At 60.5% G+C, this 22,240-nt stretch carries 23 protein-coding genes; 10 read left to right on the top strand and 13 right to left on the bottom strand.

Features of this window, described 5'->3' with window-relative positions:
- The first annotated feature begins 116 nt into the window (after positions 1–116).
- The 7 genes from CDO35_RS10510 to CDO35_RS10480 all read left to right on the top strand — a co-directional run bounded on the left by CDO35_RS10510 (position 117) and on the right by CDO35_RS10480 (position 7,576).
- On the top strand, positions 117–1,301 hold the full coding sequence (locus CDO35_RS10510) for a restriction endonuclease (protein ID WP_099524542.1): 1,185 nt from the start codon (positions 117–119) through the stop codon (positions 1,299–1,301).
- Positions 1,302–1,533: 232 nt separating this feature from the next.
- On the top strand, positions 1,534–2,208 hold the full coding sequence (locus CDO35_RS10505) for a DUF5710 domain-containing protein (RefSeq protein ID WP_099524540.1): 675 nt from the start codon (positions 1,534–1,536) through the stop codon (positions 2,206–2,208).
- A 439-nt stretch (positions 2,209–2,647) separates the two neighbouring features.
- On the top strand, positions 2,648–3,538 hold the full coding sequence (locus CDO35_RS10500) for a TauD/TfdA dioxygenase family protein (RefSeq protein WP_099524539.1): 891 nt from the start codon (positions 2,648–2,650) through the stop codon (positions 3,536–3,538).
- A gap of 53 nt (positions 3,539–3,591) precedes the next feature.
- The gene (locus CDO35_RS10495; RefSeq protein ID WP_099524537.1) at positions 3,592–4,635 is read left to right on the top strand and encodes an ABC transporter substrate-binding protein; all 1,044 of its coding nucleotides are present in this window, start codon (positions 3,592–3,594) and stop codon (positions 4,633–4,635) included.
- 5 nt (positions 4,636–4,640) lie between these two features.
- The gene (locus tag CDO35_RS10490; RefSeq protein WP_099524535.1) at positions 4,641–5,516 is read left to right on the top strand and encodes an ABC transporter ATP-binding protein; all 876 of its coding nucleotides are present in this window, start codon (positions 4,641–4,643) and stop codon (positions 5,514–5,516) included.
- A gap of 12 nt (positions 5,517–5,528) precedes the next feature.
- Positions 5,529–6,395 carry an ABC transporter permease gene (locus tag CDO35_RS10485; RefSeq protein ID WP_099524534.1) on the top strand — a complete coding sequence of 289 codons (867 nt, stop codon included), beginning with the start codon at positions 5,529–5,531 and terminating at the stop codon, positions 6,393–6,395.
- A gap of 164 nt (positions 6,396–6,559) precedes the next feature.
- Entirely contained in the window at positions 6,560–7,576 is a 1,017-nt protein-coding gene (locus CDO35_RS10480; RefSeq protein WP_099524532.1) for an ABC transporter substrate-binding protein, read from the top strand.
- 59 nt (positions 7,577–7,635) lie between these two features.
- On the opposite strand, the gene CDO35_RS10475 is transcribed toward CDO35_RS10480, so the two are convergent.
- The 5 genes from CDO35_RS10475 to CDO35_RS10455 form a co-directional block, all read right to left on the bottom strand.
- The gene (locus CDO35_RS10475) at positions 7,636–9,540 is read right to left on the bottom strand and encodes a patatin-like phospholipase family protein (RefSeq protein WP_099524530.1); all 1,905 of its coding nucleotides are present in this window, start codon (positions 9,538–9,540) and stop codon (positions 7,636–7,638) included.
- Positions 9,541–9,722: 182 nt separating this feature from the next.
- Positions 9,723–9,989, bottom strand: a complete 267-nt coding sequence (locus tag CDO35_RS10470; RefSeq protein WP_099524529.1) for a DUF2790 domain-containing protein — start codon at positions 9,987–9,989, stop codon at positions 9,723–9,725.
- A gap of 181 nt (positions 9,990–10,170) precedes the next feature.
- Positions 10,171–10,509, bottom strand: a complete 339-nt coding sequence (locus tag CDO35_RS10465) for an antibiotic biosynthesis monooxygenase family protein (protein WP_099524527.1) — start codon at positions 10,507–10,509, stop codon at positions 10,171–10,173.
- Between the two features lie 44 nt (positions 10,510–10,553).
- Complete coding sequence (locus CDO35_RS10460) at positions 10,554–11,528, bottom strand: zinc-dependent alcohol dehydrogenase family protein (protein ID WP_099524525.1); 975 nt, start codon at positions 11,526–11,528, stop codon at positions 10,554–10,556.
- A gap of 155 nt (positions 11,529–11,683) precedes the next feature.
- A complete protein-coding gene (locus CDO35_RS10455; protein ID WP_017676662.1) occupies positions 11,684–11,986 on the bottom strand; it encodes an ArsR/SmtB family transcription factor in 303 nt (100 codons plus the stop codon).
- Between the two features lie 261 nt (positions 11,987–12,247).
- Here CDO35_RS10455 and pdxY point away from each other — a divergent pair, with 261 nt between their 5' ends.
- Positions 12,248–13,120 (top strand): pyridoxal kinase PdxY, encoded by an 873-nt coding sequence (pdxY, locus tag CDO35_RS10450; protein WP_099524523.1) that lies wholly within the window; start codon positions 12,248–12,250, stop codon positions 13,118–13,120.
- A gap of 144 nt (positions 13,121–13,264) precedes the next feature.
- Complete coding sequence (locus tag CDO35_RS10445) at positions 13,265–13,570, top strand: hypothetical protein (protein WP_099524521.1); 306 nt, start codon at positions 13,265–13,267, stop codon at positions 13,568–13,570.
- Between the two features lie 4 nt (positions 13,571–13,574).
- Here CDO35_RS10445 and CDO35_RS10440 read toward each other — a convergent pair whose 3' ends face one another.
- From CDO35_RS10440 to CDO35_RS10415, 6 genes are read right to left on the bottom strand one after another with little or no spacing between them, the layout of a single operon-like run.
- Complete coding sequence (locus tag CDO35_RS10440; protein ID WP_099524519.1) at positions 13,575–14,540, bottom strand: Csu type fimbrial protein; 966 nt, start codon at positions 14,538–14,540, stop codon at positions 13,575–13,577.
- On the bottom strand, positions 14,537–16,849 hold the full coding sequence (locus CDO35_RS10435; RefSeq protein ID WP_243699067.1) for a fimbria/pilus outer membrane usher protein: 2,313 nt from the start codon (positions 16,847–16,849) through the stop codon (positions 14,537–14,539). The genes CDO35_RS10440 and CDO35_RS10435 overlap by 4 nt, the downstream gene beginning before the upstream one ends.
- Positions 16,850–16,859: 10 nt before the next feature.
- Positions 16,860–17,612 (bottom strand): fimbrial biogenesis chaperone, encoded by a 753-nt coding sequence (locus CDO35_RS10430; protein WP_243699066.1) that lies wholly within the window; start codon positions 17,610–17,612, stop codon positions 16,860–16,862.
- 9 nt (positions 17,613–17,621) lie between these two features.
- Positions 17,622–18,194 carry a Csu type fimbrial protein gene (locus tag CDO35_RS10425; RefSeq protein ID WP_099524515.1) on the bottom strand — a complete coding sequence of 191 codons (573 nt, stop codon included), beginning with the start codon at positions 18,192–18,194 and terminating at the stop codon, positions 17,622–17,624.
- Entirely contained in the window at positions 18,194–18,694 is a 501-nt protein-coding gene (locus CDO35_RS10420) for a Csu type fimbrial protein (RefSeq protein ID WP_099524513.1), read from the bottom strand. Before CDO35_RS10420 ends, CDO35_RS10425 begins: the two co-directional genes overlap by 1 nt.
- A gap of 51 nt (positions 18,695–18,745) precedes the next feature.
- Positions 18,746–19,279 carry a Csu type fimbrial protein gene (locus CDO35_RS10415; protein WP_425048534.1) on the bottom strand — a complete coding sequence of 178 codons (534 nt, stop codon included), beginning with the start codon at positions 19,277–19,279 and terminating at the stop codon, positions 18,746–18,748.
- A 550-nt stretch (positions 19,280–19,829) separates the two neighbouring features.
- On the opposite strand from CDO35_RS10415, the gene nfsB reads away from it, so the two are divergent.
- A complete protein-coding gene (gene nfsB / locus CDO35_RS10405; RefSeq protein WP_099524511.1) occupies positions 19,830–20,480 on the top strand; it encodes an oxygen-insensitive NAD(P)H nitroreductase in 651 nt (216 codons plus the stop codon).
- 40 nt (positions 20,481–20,520) lie between these two features.
- Here the strand turns inward: nfsB and CDO35_RS10400 are convergent, their stop codons facing one another.
- Complete coding sequence (locus CDO35_RS10400) at positions 20,521–21,345, bottom strand: ROK family protein (RefSeq protein WP_099524509.1); 825 nt, start codon at positions 21,343–21,345, stop codon at positions 20,521–20,523.
- Positions 21,346–21,349: 4 nt separating this feature from the next.
- Entirely contained in the window at positions 21,350–22,237 is an 888-nt protein-coding gene (locus tag CDO35_RS10395) for a LysR family transcriptional regulator (RefSeq protein ID WP_099524507.1), read from the bottom strand.
- Between the last annotated feature and the right edge of the window lie 3 nt (positions 22,238–22,240).

Raw genomic sequence — 22,240 nt, 5'->3', positions numbered from 1 at the left:
CGGGCGTTTACCTAGGTCCGATTTTGAGGTTTTTGAAGGCACCTACGAAACCAGGGCTATTTAGTCTTTACTTTCCCCGCAGGCGAGATTGCTACCCGCAAGCGAGATACGTTTCGATGGAATACACAGATAAACAGCTGGAAAAAAAGATTCAGGAAGCTCAGAAAGCTCTCGAGAGCTGGGCAGTTTCCCACGATCTTTGGTATGACAGTGACTTTGTGTCGTACGCCGAGCATGTAGACGGGGAGCCTGGAGATTGCTCCGTAATTTTCATTCTCCGTAGCGGGGGAGATCTCGGCCGGCTTCTGGATGAAGACTACGATCCAAAACTACGGGAGCAGTTTCAGGCGGTTGCAGAGGAATACGGCTTTTGGTTTGAAAACTGTGATGGACACTCCTTTCACTTTTTTGCCGAAACAGAGGAGCTGCAAACTGCCTATGACGCATACTTCCAATGGAAATGGGTGTGCAGCTTAATCATCGAGGACTTCGGCGACCTCTATGCTGAGCTCTATCAATATTTCTACTCCCGCCCAGAGCGACTGCAAAACTTGCACCATCGTGAGTTTGAAGTACTCCTCTATCGAATATTCCAGAACCTAGGGTATGAGGCAGAGCTAGGGCCCGGTATAGGTGATGGAGGCGTCGATGTCCGATTGCTTCAACGCGGGCCACTAGGGGACACGCTCGTTTACGTTCAGGCTAAGCGATACTCCCCATCGCGTCCTATTGGACTGGAAGCAGTAGCGGCCCTTCGAGGTGTTGTTGCGAATGATGGTGCTGACCGAGGGATGTTCGTCACTACCTCACGCTTCCTGCCCAGCGCACAGAAGTTTGCTAATCGATCCTCCGGCATACTGGAGCTGAACACTTCAATGGATGTTGCAGACTGGTGCCGCCAAGCAGAAGGCGGCGTTATTCGAGACAAGTCGGCGCTGGTATCAGATGACCATGTGGTCTCGGTGCTGCGACGGCTGGAGGGAGGCAGCAACGCGCTAGTTGTACACGCGCACCACGGGTACGGCACCATCGGAAATGTTTTCGCGCTTGTGCTTAAGGAAACCACTCACGCCGCACTGCTAATGGCCCTACCTAAGAGTATTGTGGGACAGGACGTGCATGGATTAGAGGGTCATGAAATCCCCATCCTAGATACTAGGATTCTTGCGCTGAAGAATATCGATACTGTCTTCCGTGCTAAACGATCAGTAAATGATAGAGGAGAGATATCTTATTGGGATGGCGATCACTACTTCACAGCCTGGGACTTTAATTCGAAATTTTATAGCTGGCTCGACTAGTTACAGGTACAAACCGCAATGTCTCCTCTCGCTATTCAAGCGGGGCATCCAGTCGTTCTAGTTTTTATTGGGCTGTGGCGCCATATTGAGTGGTCGTTTCTGGGCCGGATACGGACGCCGGAGACAGGCGGCTTTCGGCCTGGAGCTGCCATTTACGGCAGGCAGATGACTCTCGACAGCATCAATATCGTGGTCTGTCCCCGATTATTCCGTAAGAAAAAAGGAGTTTTATATGCCAAGGACTGACCTTAAAGTCCCGTTCTCGCAGAAAGATGAAGCCAAGTCACTTGGCGCACGATGGGATCCGACACTGAAAGTCTGGTATGTTCCAGACGGGGTCGATATAGCACCTCTTGTGCAGTGGTTGCCTGTAGCCAAAGAAGATGATCTTGAGCACGAGCCGGAATTCCTTGTTCGCTCGCCCTATTACTATGTGATCGAGTCAGCTACCAGTTGCTGGAAATGCTTCAACTCGACGCGTGTTTTTTCCTTCGTGCTTCCTGAGGAACACGAGCAGTTTGAGCTTGTAGAGGGTGAAGACGAAGGTTTCACGCTTTCAGCCAACCGTGGAGAGTGGAACTGTCGTGGATACCGCGGAACTGCCTCTAGCGTCAGCAGTTTATCCCCGCAGGTTGCAAAACAGCTTAGCCGTTTCACTGAAAACTTTAAGTCTGCATACAGTAAAGCTGGCGGCCGATACATGATGAATCACTGTGAGCACTGCGGATCGAAGCAGGGCGATTTCTTTATGCACAGTGAGCCGGGTGGGGCTTTCTTCCCCACTTCGCCAGAGCAGGCTAGCCGAATGATACTGACGAAGATCAACGAGCGGTTTGAGTCTAATTGCGGAGTCGGTTTTGCTTCTGACGACTTTCTGGACTGCATGCGTGTTCAAGAGCAGGGCTAAACATCCAAACTCAGTAAAAGTGGGGCTAGGCTGCGGCTGGGGGTGGAAAAGGGGACGGTGGAAAAGGGGACAGATTTATTTACTGGGCAACAGTCAGCTTTTGGCCGATAGCAGCCCCTATTAACGACATCTATCTGCTACTCAAGACCGGCTATTCGCGACTGATTCTCTGGTCTAGGCCCGGTCCGCTTTGCCTAACGCAAGCTACTGCCCGACCGGCGAAGCACCTGATATCGGCAGCGAGCGTGCCATCTGATGGCGCGACTCGCTGGCGGTCATATGAATATGCTTTTTAGGTATTTAAAATAATTTTCTTATACCTATAGAGTTCTCCTCCATGCGTACCTGCCGACCAATCGGCGCGCCGCACTGAACACATGGCCGAACCCTCGGCCGGTCAAAGTGATGCGCCGATTGGCGCCTTTGCATGGAGTTTTCTATGTCGGCAGTAGCCCATACCACCACCGCGGCGTCGGCACAGTCATTCGAGGTTCGCCCCTTCGATGCGCCCGTTGGCGCCGAGATCATCGGTCTGGATCTGACCCGACCGCTCAGCGATGAAGACTTCGCCCGCGTCCATCGCGCTCACCTCGATCACGCCTTGCTGGTATTCCGTGACCAGCGCATCACGCCCGAGCAGCAGATCGACTTCAGCCGCCGTTTCGGCCCGCTGCAGATCCACGTGCTCAAGCAGTTTCTGCTGGCCGATCACCCGGAGATTTTCATCATCTCCAACATCATCGAGAACGGTCAGCCGATTGGCCTGGGCGATGCCGGCAAGTTCTGGCATTCGGATCTGTCCTACAAGGAATTCCCCAGCCTGGGCTCCATGCTGTTGGCTCAGGAGCTGCCGGAGGAGGGCGGCGATACGCTGTTCGCCAGCCAGCAACTGGCTTATGAAACCCTGCCAACCGAATTGCGCCAGGCCATCGAAGGCAAGCGCGCTGCGCATTCCTATACCGCTCGTTATGCCGATGAGGTATTCGCCGGCATTCGTCGCCCGACCCTGACCGAGGCGCAACTGGCCGAGGTCAAGTCGGTGGTTCACCCGGTGGTGCGCACTCACCCGGAAACCGGGCGCAAGGGCCTGTTCGTCAACGAGAACTTCACCACCCATATTCTCGACGTTCCCGAGGACGAGAGCCGGCAGATCCTCGCTGAGCTCTACGCGCACAGCGCCAAACCCGAGTTCATCTATCGCCACCAGTGGCAGCCACACGACATGGTGTTCTGGGACAACCGCGCGCTGGTCCACCTGGCCACGGGCTGCCCGAGCCACCTGCGCCGGCGCATGCACCGCACGACGATCCAGGGCGACGTGCCGTTCTGATTGACCGCAACACCCAAATTTCCTTTTCGCTTGCATCCGAATGGAGTCACACCATGTCTCTAGGCAAACGTTTTCCTTTCATTCCACGTTTTGGCCGGCTGGCCAGTGGTATCGGTCTGTCACTGAGCTTGCTGGCAGGCTCGCTGGCGGCGCCTCAGGCAGCGCATGCCGAGGGGCAGATCCGCATCGCCGAGCAGTTCGGCATCGTTTATCTGTTGCTCAACGTGGTGCGTGACCAGCAGTTGATCGAGAAGCACGGCAAGGCCGATGGCCTGGACATCAAGGTCGATTGGCAACAACTCTCTGGCGGCGCGGCGATCAACGATGCACTGCTGTCCGGCGCCATCGATATCGCCGGTGCCGGCATTGGCCCGTTGCTCACCGTCTGGGATCGCACCCACGGCAAGCAGAACGTCAAGGGCGTGGCTTCGCTGGGCAACTTCCCGTACTACCTGCTGAGCAATAATCCCAAGGTCAAGGCCATCGCCGATTTCACCGAGAAGGATCGCATCGCCGTGCCGGCGGTGGGCGTCTCGGTGCAGTCGCGTTTCCTCCAGTACGCCGCCGCCAAGCAGTGGGGCGACAAGGAGTTCGACCGCCTCGACAAGTACACCGTGGCGCTGCCGCACCCGGATGCCACTGCTTCGCTGCTGTCCGGCGGCACCGAGCTGACCGGGCATTTCTCCAACCCGCCGTTCCAGAACCAGGCGCTGGAGAACCCCAACGTGCATGTGGTGCTCGACACCTACAAGCTGCTCGGCCCGAACTCGCCGACCGTGCTCTATGCCACCGAGAAATTCCGCAACGACAACCCCAAGACCTACAAGGCCTTCGTCGCTGCACTGGCCGAGGCTGCCGACTTTGCCCAGAACGACAAGGGCGCGGCCGCCGACACCTACATCCGTGTGACCGGCGCCAAGATCAGCCGTGAGGATCTACTGAATATCATCGATAACGAGCAATTCCAGTTCAGCGTGACACCGACCAACACCTACCCGCTGGCCGAGTTCCTTCAGCGCGTCGGCGCGATCAAGAACAAGCCCACCTCCTGGCAGGACTACTTCTTCGAAGACGCCGCCATCGGCCAAGGAAGCTGAACCCCATGAATGCCCCCTTGCAAGGCCACACGGCCAGCAACCCACAGTCAACCGCCGCGGCCTTCGACACCGTTTTGCAGGTAGACAAGGTCAGCCTCGAATACCGCACTCCGCAGCGCGTGGTGCGCGCCACCCACGAAGTCAGCTTCGAGGTGGATCGCGCCGATCGTTTCGTGCTGCTTGGCCCTTCGGGCTGCGGTAAGTCCACGCTGCTCAAGGCCGTCGCCGGTTTCATCGAGCCGATTGGCGGCAGCATCCGCCTCGATGGCGCCGAGGTGCGCGAGCCTGGCCCTGACCGCATCGTGGTGTTTCAGGAGTTCGACCAGTTGCCAGCGTGGAAGACGGTGAAGCAGAACGTCATGTTTCCGCTGTTGGCGTCGCGCACCCTGGGCCGTCGCGAGGCCGAAGAACGCGCCTTGCATTACCTGGAGAAGGTCGGCCTGGCGGCCTTCGCCGATGCCTACCCGCACACCCTGTCCGGCGGCATGAAGGCGCGCGTGGCGATTGCCCGAGCGCTGGCCATGCAGCCGAAGATCCTGCTGATGGACGAGCCCTTCGCCGCGCTCGACGCGTTGACCCGCCGCAAGATGCAGGAGGAGCTGCTGCAACTGTGGGAGGAGGTGCGCTTCACCTTGCTGTTCGTAACCCATTCGATCGAAGAGGCGCTGATTGTCGGCAACCGCATTCTACTGCTGTCGCCACATCCGGGACGGGTGCGGGCGGAGGTGGGCTGCCATCAGTTCGACCTGCACAGCCTGGGTGGTACAGCGTTCCAGCAGACCGCGCAACGCATCCATCACCTGTTGTTCGAGGAGGACAGCGAGGAGGGCGCACGCGCCGCTGCCGAGCTGGGCTTCCATGACATCCGCATTGCCTACTGAGGAGCGTGCACCATGAGTCTTTCCCCCGCACGCCGAGACGATTACGAAATTGCTCTGCAGCCTCTGCCGGATCTCAAGCTGGAACGTGAGCTGCCCTTGCTGCAGCGCCTGTGGCAACAGGGCTGGCTGCGCAAGACGCTGATCCTGCTGTTGTTGGCGCTGATCTGGGAGCTGGCGGCACGTTATCAGGGTAATGACCTGCTGTTGCCCAGCTTCGTGCAGACGGCCAAGGCTTTCGCCGAAGGCATCGGCAGTGGCGAGCTGCTGGAGAAGGTGGCGATCTCGCTGTCGGTGCTGATCAAGGGCTACCTGCTCGGCATCGGTCTGGCCTTCCTGCTTACCACCCTGGCGGTGTCGACCCAACTTGGGCGCGACCTGCTGTCGACCCTGACCTCGATGTTCAACCCGCTGCCGGCCATCGCGCTGCTGCCGCTGTCGCTGCTGTGGTTCGGCCTGGGCGAGAACAGCCTGATCTTCGTGCTGGTGCATTCGGTGCTCTGGGCGCTGGCGCTGAATACCTACGCCGGTTTTCTCGGCGTCTCCGAGACCCAGCGCATGGCCGGGCGCAACTACGGCCTCAGGGGCCTGCGCTTCGTGCTGTTCATCCTGATCCCGGCGGCGCTGCCGTCGATCCTCTCGGGCCTGAAGATCGGCTGGGCCTTCGCCTGGCGCACGCTGATCGCTGCCGAGCTGGTGTTCGGCGCCTCCAGCGGCAAGGGCGGCCTGGGTTGGTACATCTTCCAGAACCGCAACGAGCTTTACACCGACAAGGTCTTCGCCGGCCTGGCTGCGGTGATTCTGATCGGCCTGCTGGTGGAGAACCTGGTGTTCGCCACGGTCGAGCGGGTGACCGTGAAACGTTGGGGGATGCAGCGCTGAATCTTACGACGCAAACCGTAGGGTGGGCCGGGCGGCGATCCGTTTTAGCCCACCAACTGGACGCACCGCCGGTGGGCTGAAGCCCACCCTACATACGGGGTCGGATCACCGCACGGCCTACCTACACACGAATAATTCACTGATCACACAACGAGAACTACACGATGACCAACACATTCACATTCGGCCGTCTGGCCGCCGCCTTGGGCCTGCTCGGCGCATTGGCAACTCCGCTGGCTGCGCAGGCCGAAGGCACGATCAGCATCGCTCAGCAGTTCGGCATCGGTTACTTGGTGCTGCACGTGGTCAAGGACCAGCAACTGATCGAGAAGCACGCCAAGGCCCAGGGCCTGGACAAGATCGAAGTCGAATGGCGCACCATTTCCGGTGCCACCGCGATGAACGAGGCGCTGCTGGCCGGTGCCATCGACGTGGTCTCGGCGGGTGTGCCGCCGATGCTTACCGTGTGGGATCGCACCCACGGGCGGCAGAACGTAAAAGCGGTGGCGGCGCTGGGCTCATTGCCGGGCTATGTGTTGAGCAACCGTGAAGACGTCAAGTCGCTGGACGATCTGTCCGAGAAGGATCGTCTTGCCGTGCCGGCAGCCGGTGTTGGCTTCCAATCGCGCACCCTGCAGCTCGAGGCCGCCAAGCGCTATGGCAAGGATGACTTCCAGCGCTTCGACAATATTTCCGTCAGTCTGCCGCATCCGGACGCCACTGCGGCGCTGATCAAGGGCGGTTCGGAAATCACCGCGCATTTCTCCAGCCCGCCGTTCCAGTACCAGGCGCTGGAGAACCCCAAGGTGCACAAGCTGATCAGCAGCTACGACATCCTCGGCGGCCAGGCCACGTTCAACGTGCTCTACGCCACCGAGAAATTCCACGACGAGAACCCCAAGACCTACAAGGCCTTCTATGACGCGCTGGTGGAAGCCGAGCAGATCATCAAGGCAGACAAGGCCGCAGCCGCCGAGACGTACATTCGCGTGGAGAACTCCAAGCTGCCGCTGGACTTCGTGAAGAAGATCATCGAGGACCTGGAGAACGACTTCACCATCTCGCCGCAGCGCACTTTCATCTATGCCGAGAAGCTGCATGAGCTGGGTGTGCTGAAGAACAAGGCGGCGTCCTGGAAGGATTATTTCTTCGAAGAGGCCTATGCCCATCCGGGTAGCTGATCACCCCAGTCGTGTGCAAACAAGGCTCCCATTTGGGAGCCTTGTCGTTTGCTGGCGCCCTACAGACGCGGCCGCAGCTTGAGTTCAGGCGTGGGTTTGGGGGCGTCGATCGCCGGGTGACTGTCAGGGTGCTGTTCGATCATCTGGGCGATCTCCCGCAGCTTGCCCAACATGGCCTGCGCCAGGCCGGCCTGGGTGCGGTAAAGGCCGGTATCCGGGTCCTGCTCCAGGTCATGCAGGCCTTTAAAGGGGTAGCTGTAGCGCCTGGCATCGGCGCTGAAGAAGCGCTGGTAGTCCTGCTCGGTGCCGTGCAGTTCACGGCAGGCTCTTTCTAGGCTCTGTAGTTGTTCAGCGACGCTGGCCAGTTGCAGGCGCAGGCGGATGATCTGGTGGTTCTCCCAGTTCATCGGCGATGCCTGGGCGCCGGGCTGCCAGTGCTGCGGGTCGCCGAAGCGCAGGACGAACTGCTGGCCGGCTTCACGTCCGTAACGGGTCAGCCGTTCGATGCGCTCGGTGGGCATGGTCAGGTTGAGGCCGCCTTCTTCGCGGGTCAGCTGGATCAGGCCGATACGGTCGCGAAAGCCGGGCATCAGCGACAGGGTTTCGTGGTTCCAGTCCTTGGCAACGTTGCTGAGCAGGGCGAGGAAGCCGCGCAGGGCGGGCAGGCCCTTCTGCGGGAAGCGGCGCCAGTAGGCCAGCCGCGCATCGCCATTGTTGCGCGGGAAGCGCACGCGTTGTTCGTCGGCGCCATCGGTTGGACCCAGGTCGAGGCCGAAGGTGGGGCGCCTGGGCAGCGCGGCATCGAAGAAGTGGATGGGAAAGTTGGAGCTGATGCCGCCATCGGTGAACCAGCAGCGCTCCAGCTTTTTCGCACTCTTGCGATAGTCCACGGCATGCAGCGGCACGGCGCTGAGCAGCAGAGGGAAACTCAGGCTCATGCGCACGGCGACGATCACCGGCAGATCATCAGGCAGCGGCAGGCGCAGGTAGCCGTCGCCACGGTCAGTGCCGGGGCGCTGGTGAGCGCGCATCCAGGCCACCACACGCTGAGGGAATAGCCGTGAGAATTCCTCCTGGCGGAAGTGGAACTGGTTGTTCTCGCGCACCTTGTCATCGTCACGAAAGGGCAGGCGGAACGGTCGCGCCATGCTCAGGCAGGTGGTCATCACCTGCAGGTCGATGCCATGGCGACGCAGATCGCCGAAGGTCAGGGGGCGCTCGCATTCGATAGCGTTGGCCTGGCCGGCGCAGTAGTCGGGTTGGCCGCTGAGCTGGTCGAAGTACTGGGCCAGCCAGGTGGTCAGGGCTTCATCCGGGGCATCGTCATCGGCCGTTGGCATACCGCTGCACAGGCCGAAACCGCTCGCCGGCAATTCGCGCAATGCCACCATGGCCATGCGTCCGAGCACGGCTGCGACGCCACCCAGTGCGGTGAACAGCAGCACCCAGAGCCAGACCAGGGCGCTGGCGCTATTGATGGCGCTCCACCACAGCGGCCCGCCTGCCAGCAGGGCGCCGACCAGGGCAGCGAGCTTGTGGCGCAGGAGCATGACTTTCAATGGCGCGAACAACCGCGCCCAGGGGCCTTTTCCCTTGGCTTCGAGAATGGCGATGAAGGTATCGAACAGGGGGCGTACTGCCGGGGCCGGCTTGAACAGCGCCAGCAGCTTGGTGCCATGGCCATTGGCGGCGGGCACGCAGAGGTGTTGGGGCAGTCGTTCGATTGTCGCGAAGCCGGCCGGGTCGTTGCTCAACTCACCCTGCTGATAGCGCTGGCGGCCCAGCTCGGCCGCAGCTGCTGCCGCTGCCGCGATGGCGCCGGCACTAGTGCCGCCGATGCTGCGCAAACGAAACGCCTTGGCGATCTCGGTAATAGCCAGCGGGTAGACGATGCCACTGGTGATGCCGCCTTTCATGATCAGGTCGCATTCCCGGGCAAACGCCGCCTGGCGCGAATCGCTCATCTACTGCTCCTTGTGCTCATGCCGAACGCTGGCGCGGGCATGATAACGCGGCTCGTGCGGCTATATGCCAGTATTGCGAGCGATTGCCAAGAATGAGCGGCTACATAGGCGTTGATCGCTAAGTTGTACGCAGTTGCTCATTTTTACGGCTGCTTGCCATCCCTGGCACAACTGGCGTTATGTCAGTGCCCTTTGCTGCATGCATCAGAGAGAGCCCTGAATTTCAGGGTCTGGATGGTTCCAGCCGAGTCGATGTATTTCATCAGATGATCGACCGGCTTGCAGGTATGGGTTTTGGGTTTCGAGATGGATAGAACCTTGGCTATATCAAGTTTCAATCCATACTTGTAAGTGGTGGCGTGACTTTCAGCGAGTGCATTACTGGATAGAAGTATGGCAAGGCTGGTAATTGAAATGGTTGCCAGGTTTTTTGCATGTTTGATGATCATTTTAAACTCCGGAAAGCGAAACTAATGTCGAATGCCTCCGCGAGAGTTGAGCTTGGTTGCCAACTCACTGTTGGAGCAAACGATGGAATGGTATTTAGGAAAGTTGATCTGACAGCCTTGTATTACAAAGCTGTCAGATCAGATTGCGGCCAGAAGCAGTGCCCACGTCCGGGCTGCAGAGTTAAGCTTTTGGCGCAGCAATATCGAAGGCCTGATTGTTTCTATGGGTAAAAGCGGCCTCCTGAATGTGGTAGACAGTCGGCTCTTGCGAGAAGAATTCTTCCAGGCCCTGCATGAAGGTCTGATGGTCGTCACTCGCTTCGAAACCCGGTGAGTGGTCCTCAAGTGAGGCCCAGCGCACGATCAGGTTGAAAGTCTCGGGACTTTCGACGCCCTGCGCGAACAGATGGCCGTGATAGCCCTTGGCGCGTTCTAGCAAATGAACTACGTCGGCAAATGCCTGTTTGAACTGTTCAATCTGCGCACTGTGAACAGGCAGTACTGCGATTTCATAAATCATTACGGTATTCCTCTAGAGTCTGTTTGGTAGTTGAGCCTGTGTACTTACGGGACGAGTGATGGCTCGACGGCAATTGCGACTTTGCCGCGAAGACCGTTGTTGGGCGTTTCCAGCAGTGCATGCGCGCTTGCAATGTCAGCGAGCGAATAGACCGCGCCAATATGGGGGCGCAGTTGACCGCGCTCGACCAATGCCTTCAGCTCATCGAGCTTGCCGCGGTTCTGGCGGGTGAAGACGAAGTGGTAGCTGGCGTTCTTGCCCCAGGCCTGGATCAGGTTCTGCGGCTTGGCGATGTCGACGATCGAAACCACACGGCCCAGCTGGGCGAGTGCGTCGGGGCTGCGGGTCAAGGTGTCGCCGCCGATGGTGTCGAAGATCACATCCACGCCTTGGCCATCGGTTTCCCGCAGGATGGCGTCCACGTAATCCTCTTGTTCGTAGTCGATGACCACGTCGGCACCCAGGCCCCGGGCGAATTCGAAGTTCTCTTCACGCACGGTGGTGAATACTCGGGCGCCAATGGCTTTTGCCACCTGGATCGCGACATGGCCGACGCCACCCGCACCGCCGTGGATCAGAATGCTCTCCCCGACCCGCAGCGATACACGCCCGATCAGTGCTTCCCAGACCGTCCCGCCTACCAGCGTCAGGCTTGCTGCCTCGAGGTGGCTCAGCGATGCCGGCTTCTTGCCGATGATGCTTTCGGACGCAACGTGGTACTCGGCGTAACTGCCGCCACCTTCGAAAATCTGCGTGGTGTACCAGACCTCATCGCCTGGCACGAAGCTCGTCACACCTGGGCCGACCGCTTCGACCACGCCGGAGACGTCATGCCCGGTAATGGCGGGGAGGGGGACGTAATCGACGTAGTCGCCACGGCGTACCTGGTAGTCCAGCGGGTTGATGGAGGTAGCGTGAACCCGCACCAGAACTTGCCCTGCCTGCGGTACGGGTTTGGCCACTTCGCTCAGTTCGAACGCGTTCGGGCCGCCAAAGGATTTGAGAATTTGCGCTTTCATTGTGTTGTTCCTTGTTTCTGGAAAAAGGGATATAGGGAATTTTCGATATATTGATGCAAAAAAATTTACGCGACTGTGCCTAGGGTCTCTCCATTGTCAGTCCTCGTTTCGGTTAAAAGGGATATCGAGAAATATCGATATGTTGGGTCAAAAAATTACAACTCCTTGCCAATGAGCTCGGCCAGGGCACGGATATTGGCTTCATTGCGTTTGTAGTAGGTCCACTGACCAACCCGGCGGACTTCGACCAGACCGACCCGTTGCAACGTCGCGAGGTAATCGGACACCGTTGACTGCGACAGACCGACACCTTCCTGAATACTGCTGACGCACACGCCCACGGTATGAACGTCCCCTTCATCTTGCGGAGGAAAGTTCTTCACCGGATCCTTCAACCCCTTAAGGATGCCAAGGCGGGTGGGATTCGAGAGGGCTTTGAATACATTGATCAGGTCCATGGGTGGCGATAATATCGAGATTTACCGATATGTCAATTCACATATCTGCCGTTCGTCGCGCACCCGGCTCGAGTGGCGTTTTCAGCGAGTCTTGGTAGTGCACCTCAAATCTCTGGCTTGCCTGAGGCGTGCAAGCTGTTGCGATATAACTCAGCCTCCAGGCACCGTCTCCAACAGCTCGGCGCTTGAAGAGGCAGTGGTGCGCCCAGGCAGCTTGGCGAATAATCTGCGCCTTGTCATACGCAGCCAGCAGAGACCGTCATGAGCGCCACGTTACCGCCCCTCGTCTTGTCCATTCAGTCGCACGTGGCCTGGGGCCATGTCGGCAATGCTGCTGCGGTTTTCCCACTGCAGCGGCTGGGCTTCGAGGTGCTGCCGATCCACACCGTGCAGTTCTCCAATCACACCGGCTACGGCCAGTTTCGCGGTCAGGTGTTCGGCGCGGAGCATGTGCGCGAGGTGCTGCTCGGGCTGCGTGAACGCGGTGTTCTGCCGCGGCTGTCGGCGGTGCTTTCCGGTTATCTGGGCGATGCTGATACCGGGCGGGTGATTCTCGAGGCGGTAGGTGAGATTCGCCAACACAACCCGGCGGTTCGCTACCTGTGCGACCCGGTGATGGGCGATGTCGGGCGTGGTGTGTTCGTCAACCCGGCGATTCCCGATTTCCTGCGTGACCAGGCGATTCCCTTCGCCAATATCATCACGCCTAACCAGTTCGAGTTCGAGCTGCTTACCGGCTCCAAACCGGCCAATCTGCAGGAGGCGGTGAAGATCGCTCGGCAGTTGCGCGGCCGTGGCCCGGATGTGGTGATCGTCACCAGCCTGGCCACGCCGGATATTCCTGACAGCGAGCTGGGTACGCTGGCGGTCAACGGCGAGGGCGCCTGGCTGGTGACCACCCCACGCCTGGCGCTGCACCCATTGCCCAATGGCATGGGCGATGTGTTCTCGGCCACGCTGCTGGGCCGGCTGTTGGCCGGACAGGCGCTGCCGCAGGCATTGGAATTGGCCACGGCGACGCTCTTCGCGTTGGTCGAGCAGACCGCCGAAGGCGCGCGTGATCTGCCGCTGGTGACTGCGCAGGAGCAGATCGTGGCGCCGGGTAAGCGTTTCGTCGCGCAGCCCTTGGCCTGAGCCACGTTCGTCGGAATGACGATGATTTCAATGTGATATCACCGTATTCTCCCGCCTGCGGTCGACATTCTGATGTCGCGACCGTTTCTACGGATGGATTTTGACCTTCACCGCAGCAGGCCAGCCTTACCGTAGACCGTCATCATGCCGTTTCATCGACTCCTTGCCTGGTTCGTGGCCACCGCGCTGTGCGTCACTGTCAATCTGTCGCTTGCCGAGCAAATCAGCGGGCAATTGCAGATCAGCCTGACCATTCTCAAGCGTTGCGAGGTTGCTGCTCGAAGCGATGCGGCTGGCGTGTACCTGTCCGCACATGACTGTGAGCACGCGGCCTATCGTCTGCAGGATCCGAACGGACGCGCCTTGCCATTGGTGTCGAATGCGCAGGCACCCTCGGTAACGGCGCAATCCGTCGAGAATGCCGGCTCGACGCTGGTGATCTACTGGTAAGGCTTCAGTAACTGATGATCAGCAGCACGTTGTCGGTGTAAACGCCGACCGGTGCGTTGCTCTGCGTGGGATCGAGGATCGCCTGGTAGTTGAAGCTCTGCGAGTTGCCCGTGCCGCTGGCCGTGAGTGGCGAGGCGGCGTTCCAGATCAGGCTGCTGCCGCTGTGATAGAGGTTGTAGCGGATGTACTGGCTGCCATTTCTCAGGCGCCGCCAGGGCGCCTGGTAGTTCTGCCCATTGTCGAAGCTAAGCGTATAGCCCTCTGTATTGGTGCAGGTGACGGAGAAGGTGCGCTGCTGTGCAGTGAACTGGCTTATCAGGGCGTTGGCGCCGAAGTCGACGTTGGGCAAGGTATCGATGCGGCAGGCCTTGCTGACCACCAGGGTGATGGTCAGGGTGGCGAGTGAACCCGTCCCCCAGTTGGTGGGAGCACCGCAGATCACCGCGCAGTTCTGCGTCAGGCCTGGGCTACGGTTCCAGGCGCAGATATTGAGCGCGCCGACGGTGCAGATCGCCCAGTCCCAGCGCAGGGTGACGGTGGCGGTGTAGGTGCCGGCGGGCACGTTGGGGCCGGGATTGGTCCGGAAATACAGGCCGATGGCGGTGGAGCTCCCCCCTAGGGCCAGCAGGTTGATTGCACCGAGTTGTTGCGGTTGGCCGGCCACCAGCGCCTGGTTGTAGCCGGCGTCCTGAAAAACCTGAAAAGGAATCTGATTGCCCTGGCCGTCCTGCAAGGTCAGGGTGCCGGCGTTTTGCAGGGTGACACGCACGTATGCCCCCGCCAGTACCTGAAGCAACCCCGGACAAGCCAGACCCGCGCCGGCTGCAGCTTGTTGCTGGGTGGTGCGCAGACTCAGAGAGTTGGTATTGCCCAGGTTGACCGCGCCTCCCGCATAGGTGCTGCAGGCATGGGCCGACACGCTTACCAGAGTGGTGCAGAGCAGGAATACGTATATCAGCCAGCGGATCATGGCTGGCCGTCCCGTTGCAGGCAGAAGAGGGGGCCGACTACGGCCATTTCCACGGCGCTGTCGTCCAGTGAAAAGCGGCTGGTGCAACGGCTTCCATCGGTCAGGTGCACCTCCAACTGGTTGTCCTTCGCCAGTCCTTCGAAATACAACTGGCCGTCCCAGCCGATATAGGTACGTTGGCCGCTAGGACGGTGCAACACCTGGGTGCCACGTGGCAGTGGCTGTCCCAGGCTGTCGACCAGTTGGATGCTGGCTGACAGGCTCATCACCATCGGGAAGGCTAGCAATGCGCCGCTGCCCTGATGCACGGCGATGCGCTTCTGGGTTTCCGACAACTGCAGATTGCTCGGCAGGTCCAGCAGGTCGACTTCGTACTGGCCGGGGTAGTAAGACGGCACCCATGGGACCAGCAGGTAGCCTGCCGAGTCGGTGCGACCCAGCAGTTGATGTTCGTAGCGCACCGGTACATCCGAGTAACCCTCGGTGCTGACCAGCACGAAGGCGTCGTCGATTCGGTTGCTGGCGAACATCTGGCCCTGCATGGCCACCAGCGAGCCGCTGACACCACCCCACTGCGTGGTAACTCCGTCGTTCTCGTAAACGCCTGCCTGCACCTGGGCATGCTGGGTGCGCCAGGTCAGGTCGGCCTGGCGGTATTCATTGTCGCCGCCGGCATAGCCGAGGTTCCAGCCCAGGCCGCCGTCGCTGGGTGGGTTGCGACTGTAATTGGCGCGTACGCGCTGGTTGCCGTTGCTGTCTCGCTCCACACCCGTGCTCAGGGTGGAGTGCAGGTCGAAGGGGATGACCAGTTGCGCCTGAATGGCGTGCGAACCGTCGTCCAACTGACGGTTGAGGGAGAGAAAGAAGCTGGTGTTGCCCCACAGGCTGCGCGACCAGGACAGGTTGAGCAGACGTGTGCGCCGCCCGCTGTGCTCTTCGCTGGCGAAATAGCCGACGCCGAATGAGCCGAGCCCCTCCGGGCTGAAACTGAAGGTCAGTTGGTCGAGGATCTTGCTCAGCGGGCCACCGGCCAAGTCGTTGTCCAGTGCGTGCGCGACGCTGAGGTCGGCATAGTCCGAGGTGCGCTGGACGCGCTGCGCGGTGATGCCGAAGCGACGCGCGTAGTAGCTGTAGCCGAGGCTGTACTGCTGGCCGTTACCGATGCCGCTGCTCTGGCTCACCGAGCTGGTCAGGGTACCCATGAGCCCCAGGCCGACGGTCGCGCCGACACCGGCCTGCCTGAGACCGGCACCTGCTTCGGCATGGCTTTCCAGTGTGAGACTGTCGGTCAGGCCATAGCGCAGGCTGCCGCTGCTCACCAGACTGCCGTAGGAAAAGTTATCCACGCCATAGTTGCGGCGCAGTTTGCCCAGCGACAGGGAGAAGTCCGAAAGACCCTGACGCAGCAGGGTATCGGTGACATAGAACGGCACGGTGGTGGAGACCTGGCGCCCCAGTACATCGGTGGTCACCAGCGTCGCCGTGCCGGCGCCGCTGATGTATGGCACGGTGTTGAGCGTAAAGGGGCCGGGGCGCAGATCCTGCTGGCCGATGCGCGCGTTGTCGATGAACAGGTCCAGGGTGCTGGGCACTGCGGCATCGCCATCGAAGCGGGGTAGAGGGTAGGTGATCAGATCTGGTCGCAGCGAGAAGTTACGCGAAATCTGCAGGCCGCCCACGCGCACCGCGCTGTTCCAGGTCAGTGCGCCGGTGATCAGGTCGCCGCCGCTGAAACTGAGCATGCGTTGCTGGTCATTGAAGCGCCAGGTGCTGTCGTAGCGGGTGTAGCCGTCGCGATAGCCCGGCCCGGAAAAGCTGTAACGATGGACGCCGGTGTTGGAAATCATGCCGAAGCCATCGAACACTCGTTGTTCAAGCCAGGTATTGGCGTAGTGGCCGGCATTCTCGGTGTGGTTGTAGTAGAGGTCATAGTTGAACAGCACACCGAACGCGCTCTGTGCCTGCATCGGCTCGCTCAGGCTGCTGGGGCCGAAACGCTGGTGCGGTAGCCATTCGCTGGGCAGGGTGAGCAGCAGACGTTGACTGTCCTGCTGATACTCGCTGCGCAGGGCGTCGACCTGGTCCAGTGCGACCCAGGGCGTCGTCTCCGAGGGCAGGTGGACACCCGCGGCGAGCAGATCGTCGCGTTGGGCGAACAGCCTGCCCTGATGCTCTCTCACTTCCACCACCTTGCCGCTGGGCAGTTCATTGACGATCAACTCCAGGTAAAGCAACTGGGCCTCGGCGAACTGCTGCGCATCATCGCCATGGGCTGAGCGGCCTGACAGCAACGCTGCCAGGAACAGCAACGCCAGTGACCTACTCAGAGGCCAGCGTCTGCGTTTGTCGGCTTTCGTTGATGCGCGCCTGCACCCGACCGCTGCGCACGCCTGCTGGCAATGGCCAGCGCATCTGCGCGCCGGGCAGCACATAACCGAGAAGCCCTTCGGCCAGTGGCTGCTTGCTGTTGTCACGCAACAGATCGACCTGGGACAACCGGGCCGGGGCAGGGCCGAGGTTGCGCAGATTGAGGAAGACGCCATCGCTGACTTCGACGACGCGGTAGCGTAGATCGGGAGCCAGTGGCTGGCCCTGGCCTGGCGCTTCTCGCGCGCCGTCATCCAGATAGGCTCCAGGCCCGACCACGAACAAGGGTACCGAGTAGCGCATCTGGAACTGCACACCCAGTTGAGACGGGCGCGGTTGCGGTGGCAGTACCTCGTCGACCAGAACACGGTAGGTGCGCAGCGTACCGGCGCTCGGCGGTTCTAGATTGACCAGCCTGACCAGCTGCCGCTTGCCCGGCTGCAGCGTTGCCATCGGCGGGCTGCCCACCACTTGCTTCTGTGGCGTCAGGCGATCTTCGAAGCCCTCCTGGTCCCAGGCCAGCACGCGAACCTGCAAATCCACCGGCTCCTGCCCACGGTTTTCCAACCACAGTGCGGCGGATTTCTGTCGATCCGCTTCGATCAGCGGGTTGATCGGCCAGATCAGGATGGAACTGGCGGCCTGCGTGGTCAGGCTGGCCAGCGCTGTGGCCAGGCTCAGGCAGCAGGCGAAGAGGGTATGCATCCTCATGGCTCAATAACTCACGGTGACGGTGATGGTGTCGGTGTAGATGCCGGCCGACGGCAGCGGGCTGACACTGAACAGGCGGGCATAGACCGTATAGGTCTGCGTGGCGCCGCCAACGGGAAAGTTGATGCTCATGCGCGTGCCGCCGTTGCTGCCATCGCCCCAGATGATGCTGCGCGCGGCGTCCTGGTACAGCTGGTAGCGCAGGCGCTCCGCACCGCGCGCGAGGTAGCGCCCGCCACCGACGCTGCTGGCATTGAGGCCGGCATTGAATGCAATCGTGACGGCGGTGCCGGGGGAACATTGCAGCACGATGGAGCCATTGCCCGGTGCGCTGGCGGTGTCCAGGTTGCTTGGCAGGGTACTGATCTGGCCGAACGAAATGCTGCCGAACGAGGTGGCGTCGCTGCCACCGGCACCGAGCAGACACCCGGGTACGATTTCCGCGCGTATCTGGAAGCTCTGGCTGATAACCAGGTCGTTGATGCCGGTGTCGCCTTGGGCTGGCAAGGCGTGCATGGCCAGTACGATCAGGCTGAACAGGCTGGAAACCCCGAGTGACTGGCGCCGGCACGGCATCACCAACTCACCGTGACGGTCAACGTATCGCTGTAGCTACCGGGCGGTGGGGCGCTCTGCGCCGGCACACGGGCATAGATCGGTAGCCATTGATCCTGGCCGTTGCCGACCGCGCTGACCCCCGTGCTGTTGTCCCAGACGGTGGCGTAGTCCGCACCGGTGTAAAGGTTGTAGGTGAGCACGGCCGAGCTGGGGCCGACCATCTGCCGGTTGTTGGTGCTACCGCTGTGGCCCGCGTTGATCAGTACGCGGTAGGGAATGCTCTGCTGGCAATTGACGCGTAGGGCGCCAGCTCCTGGCTGGCCGACGCGGGTGATCAGGTTGTCGATTCTGAGGTGGGTACCGAAATCCAGCGTACCGAAGCTGACGCCTGAACCGCTGGTGCTACCTGCCTGGCAGGCCGGCAACACCTCGACGTTCAGGGCGATGGTGGCGGTCTTGTCGACCGCCGGCAAAGCTGCCGGAGTCAGCAGGAATAGAAGGGCGATCAGGCGTGGCATGACGATTCTTCCCTGGCGAGTTCGAGATCCTCTTGGTGGCGCGGGCGGTGATTACCAGGCGATGGTGACCTGGACGGTATCGGTGTAGGTGCCAGGGCTAGGGGTGGTTTGTGCTGGTACTCGGCCGTAGACGATCACTTCTTCATTGTTGCCAGTGCCGGTGCCTGACAGCACCGTGCCCGTGGCACCACCATCGCCCCAGGCTTGGCTACGGCCGCTGTCCTGGTAAAGGTTGTAAGCGACGTAGGCACCTGAGTTGATCATTCTGCGTTGTCCGCCGGTAGCGTTTTGCCCGGAGTTGAGTGCGATGCTGTAGGCCGTGCCGAGGCTGCATTGCAAACCGAATGAGCTACCGCCGGCACTGCCGAAGGAGCGGCCGTCGATCAGGTTGGCGAGGTCGTTATAGTTACCGAAGGACAGTGAGCCGAATGTGTTGCTACTACCGCTGGCGGCGCCATTGGTCACCGTACAACCGGTACCAATGGTGATCTGGACGTTCAGCTGACCCTGCAACTGGCCTGCCGAAAAAGCCGGTGCGGCAAAGAGAGAAAGGGCTAGAGCGGCGGTTCTCATGACAGGCTTCATCAGTCGAATCCCTTCGAAATGGGTATGTCTGGACCATAGTCCAGCCATTTCGGATGCTCAAAAAATGCTCAGCTGCCGCTTCGCTTGAATGAGAATTGAACTTGATAAATAAGTAACTGAATGGTCAGGAAAAAAATGTTCGCGTAAGAAATGACTGAAAACCGGGTGAGGTTATTTCTTACATGATTTTAAGAAAATCCCTTTTCTGGTCTGAGTGATGTCTTGCCAAGCCCATGTCAGCGTTGGCTCATTTCGGCAAGAATCGCTGATTCGCTTCTATACCGCTGCCCGGGAGCGTGCGCGCCATCACACTCCGCCAGGCGCCAATTCATCGCGAGATCGGTGCGCTGTATCCCAAGATCAGCCGCTCGGCGGCCGTCGCGGGTCTTATCGAATGCTTGCAGAGCGCTGGCGTGGCCCGCTAGAGAGCTGATGCCTGCATTTTCATCTTTGCTTTGAAACTCCTAGCGGTATTGCCTGCTTTTTTCATGCACAGACATGCTGCAGACTGGCGTCCATTTTGCGTCATCCATCGATCAGGAGTGTGTTCATGAGCCCCGTTTCTTTCGCGCGTCAGCGTTACACCACCAAGGCTTACGATGCGAGCCGCCAGGTGGATCAGGCGACCATCGATGAGCTGCTGGAGTTACTGCGTCTGTCGCCGTCTTCGGTCAATTCGCAGCCCTGGCACTTCGTCGTGGCGAGCACCGCCGAGGGCAAAGCGCGCCTGGCCAAGGGGGCTCAGGGCGGCTTCGCCTACAACCAGCCGAAGATCCTCAACGCCTCGCATGTGATCCTGATCTGCGCCCGCCGCGACCTCGACGATGCCCATCTGGCCGATGTGCTGCAGCAGGAAGCCGATGATGGCCGTTTCCGCGATGACGCGGCGCGCACCACTCAGCACAACACTCGCAGCAGCTATGTCGAGCTGCACCGCGGCCTGGGCGATATCCCACACTGGGCGGAGAAACAGGCTTATCTGGCGCTCGGCACCTTGCTCCTGGGCGCTGCGGCCAAAGGTGTGGACGCCACGCCGATGGAGGGCATCGACCGCGAGGCGCTGGATGAGGAACTGGGACTGGCCGCTCAGGGGCTGAGCAGCATGGTCGCGGTGGCGCTGGGGTATCACAGCGACAGCGATTTCAATGCCGCGCTGCCGAAGTCGCGTCTGCCAGCCGAGCGCGTCTTCACGCATCTCTAAGCATAAAGTGCATGGCGCTGGATACCGGCTCCAGCGCCGCTCAAACGCTTGCAGCGCGCGCTGCTCCGAGGGCCACTACCTTGTGGCCGGTACGCACCATGCGAATTTCGCAGGCCTGCCAGAGCGTTGTAATCGAGGCCTTTTGCGCGCTTGCAAGGGCCGCATCCAGATAGCCAGGCAATGCCAGCGTACCTCCACCCAGAGCGATTACCGAAGGGTTAATCAGGTTGATGACTGTGGCCAGGCCCAAGCCAAAGGCCTGACCGGCATCGGCGATACTCGCCAGTACCCGCGCGTCGCCAGCCTGCGCCAGCCGAGCCAACTCGTCAGCGGGCATGTTGCAGTATGTGGTGATTGCTGCGCCTCCCGCCCGTTCATCGAGGCGCCGTAACTGGCCGTCAGCGTCCAGCACTGGGATGTATCCCAATTCTCCAGCCCAACCACTGCAACCGCGCAGTGGACGCCCATCAGCAAGGATGCCTGCACCGATTGCCGTACCGACCATGATCATGACGGCAGTCAGACTGGCGGGGGCGTCGTGGAACTCTTCGCCCAGAGCTGCCTTGACATCATTGAGTACCGTGACCTGTTGAGCAACAGCAGCCAACTCGGTCTGCGGCCGCCATCCGGTGAAATGGGGCAGTACGTCGCAAGCTACCAGGCGTTGACTGGCATCGACCAGCCCAGGGACGGCAATGCCGATGTTGGCGCGTTCAATGCCATGATGCGTCATGAACTCCACAAGGTGCTGGTGTAGCTGCTGGGGGGTGAAGTGAGGCCCGGTTACCACACGTGATTCCTGATCGGCGGCGACCATCAACAGCTTGGTACCACCCAGGTCTATGCCGAGCGTTGGGGGTTGCATGGCTTCAATCTCCGGTTGAAGGGGGTTGGGGCTGACCGAGCAGTTCGTCCAGTACATCCAGCGTAAACTGGCGTTGCAGGGTGATGGCGAAGAACTGCTCGGCGATCTCGGGAATCTCGGCGTACAGCTGCAGCACCCCCGATTGCAGTTCGTCCTGCACCACCACCGCCGGTAGCAGCGCCATGTCGCCGGAGTCTCTTGCCAGCAGGCGCAGCATGGCCATGTCGTCGACCTCGGCGCAAATGTCCGGCTGCAGACCCTGGCTGTCGCAGAACAGTTCGAACTGACTGCGAATATCGCTGCTGCTTCCCGGAACGATCAGACGCGCCCCTTGCAGATCGCGTCGTAGATCGAAACTGCCTGCGCGCGGCGGACCCACCAGGCACACGCTCTGCCTGTCCAGCAGGCGGCAGCGCCACGGGCGTTGGGCATCGCTGCTGACCGCCTGATTGGTCAGCACCACGTCGAGATTGTGCAACGCAAGGCGCTCCAGCAACTCACCTAGGCTGCCGGATTCCAGGATCATGCGCAGCTCAGCGCGGCCGAGAAAGGGCCGTAGCAGATTCTCCTGAAAATTACGCGACAGCGTGGCCACGGCGCCGATGCGCAGTTGCCGGTTGGCCTGCAGCACGCCCTGAAGGGTCATCTGCAGTTCGCTGCCGAGGGCGAAGATGCTGTCGGCGTAATCCAGCACCAGCTGTCCTGCTTCGGTGAGCAGCAGATTGCGCCCGGAGCGGATGAACAAGGCATGACCAAGTTGCTCTTCGAGCGCGCGAATCTGCGTCGAGAGCGCCGACTGGGCGACGTGCAGCGACTGGGCTGCGCGGGTCAAATTGCCTTCCTTGGCCACAGCCCAGAAGTAGTGCAGGTGATGGAAGTTGAGCCGTCGCATGCT

Source organism: Pseudomonas sediminis, assembly GCF_002741105.1.
GTDB lineage: Bacteria > Pseudomonadota > Gammaproteobacteria > Pseudomonadales > Pseudomonadaceae > Aquipseudomonas > Aquipseudomonas sediminis.
This window is presented reverse-complemented; position numbering and strand designations above follow the sequence as displayed.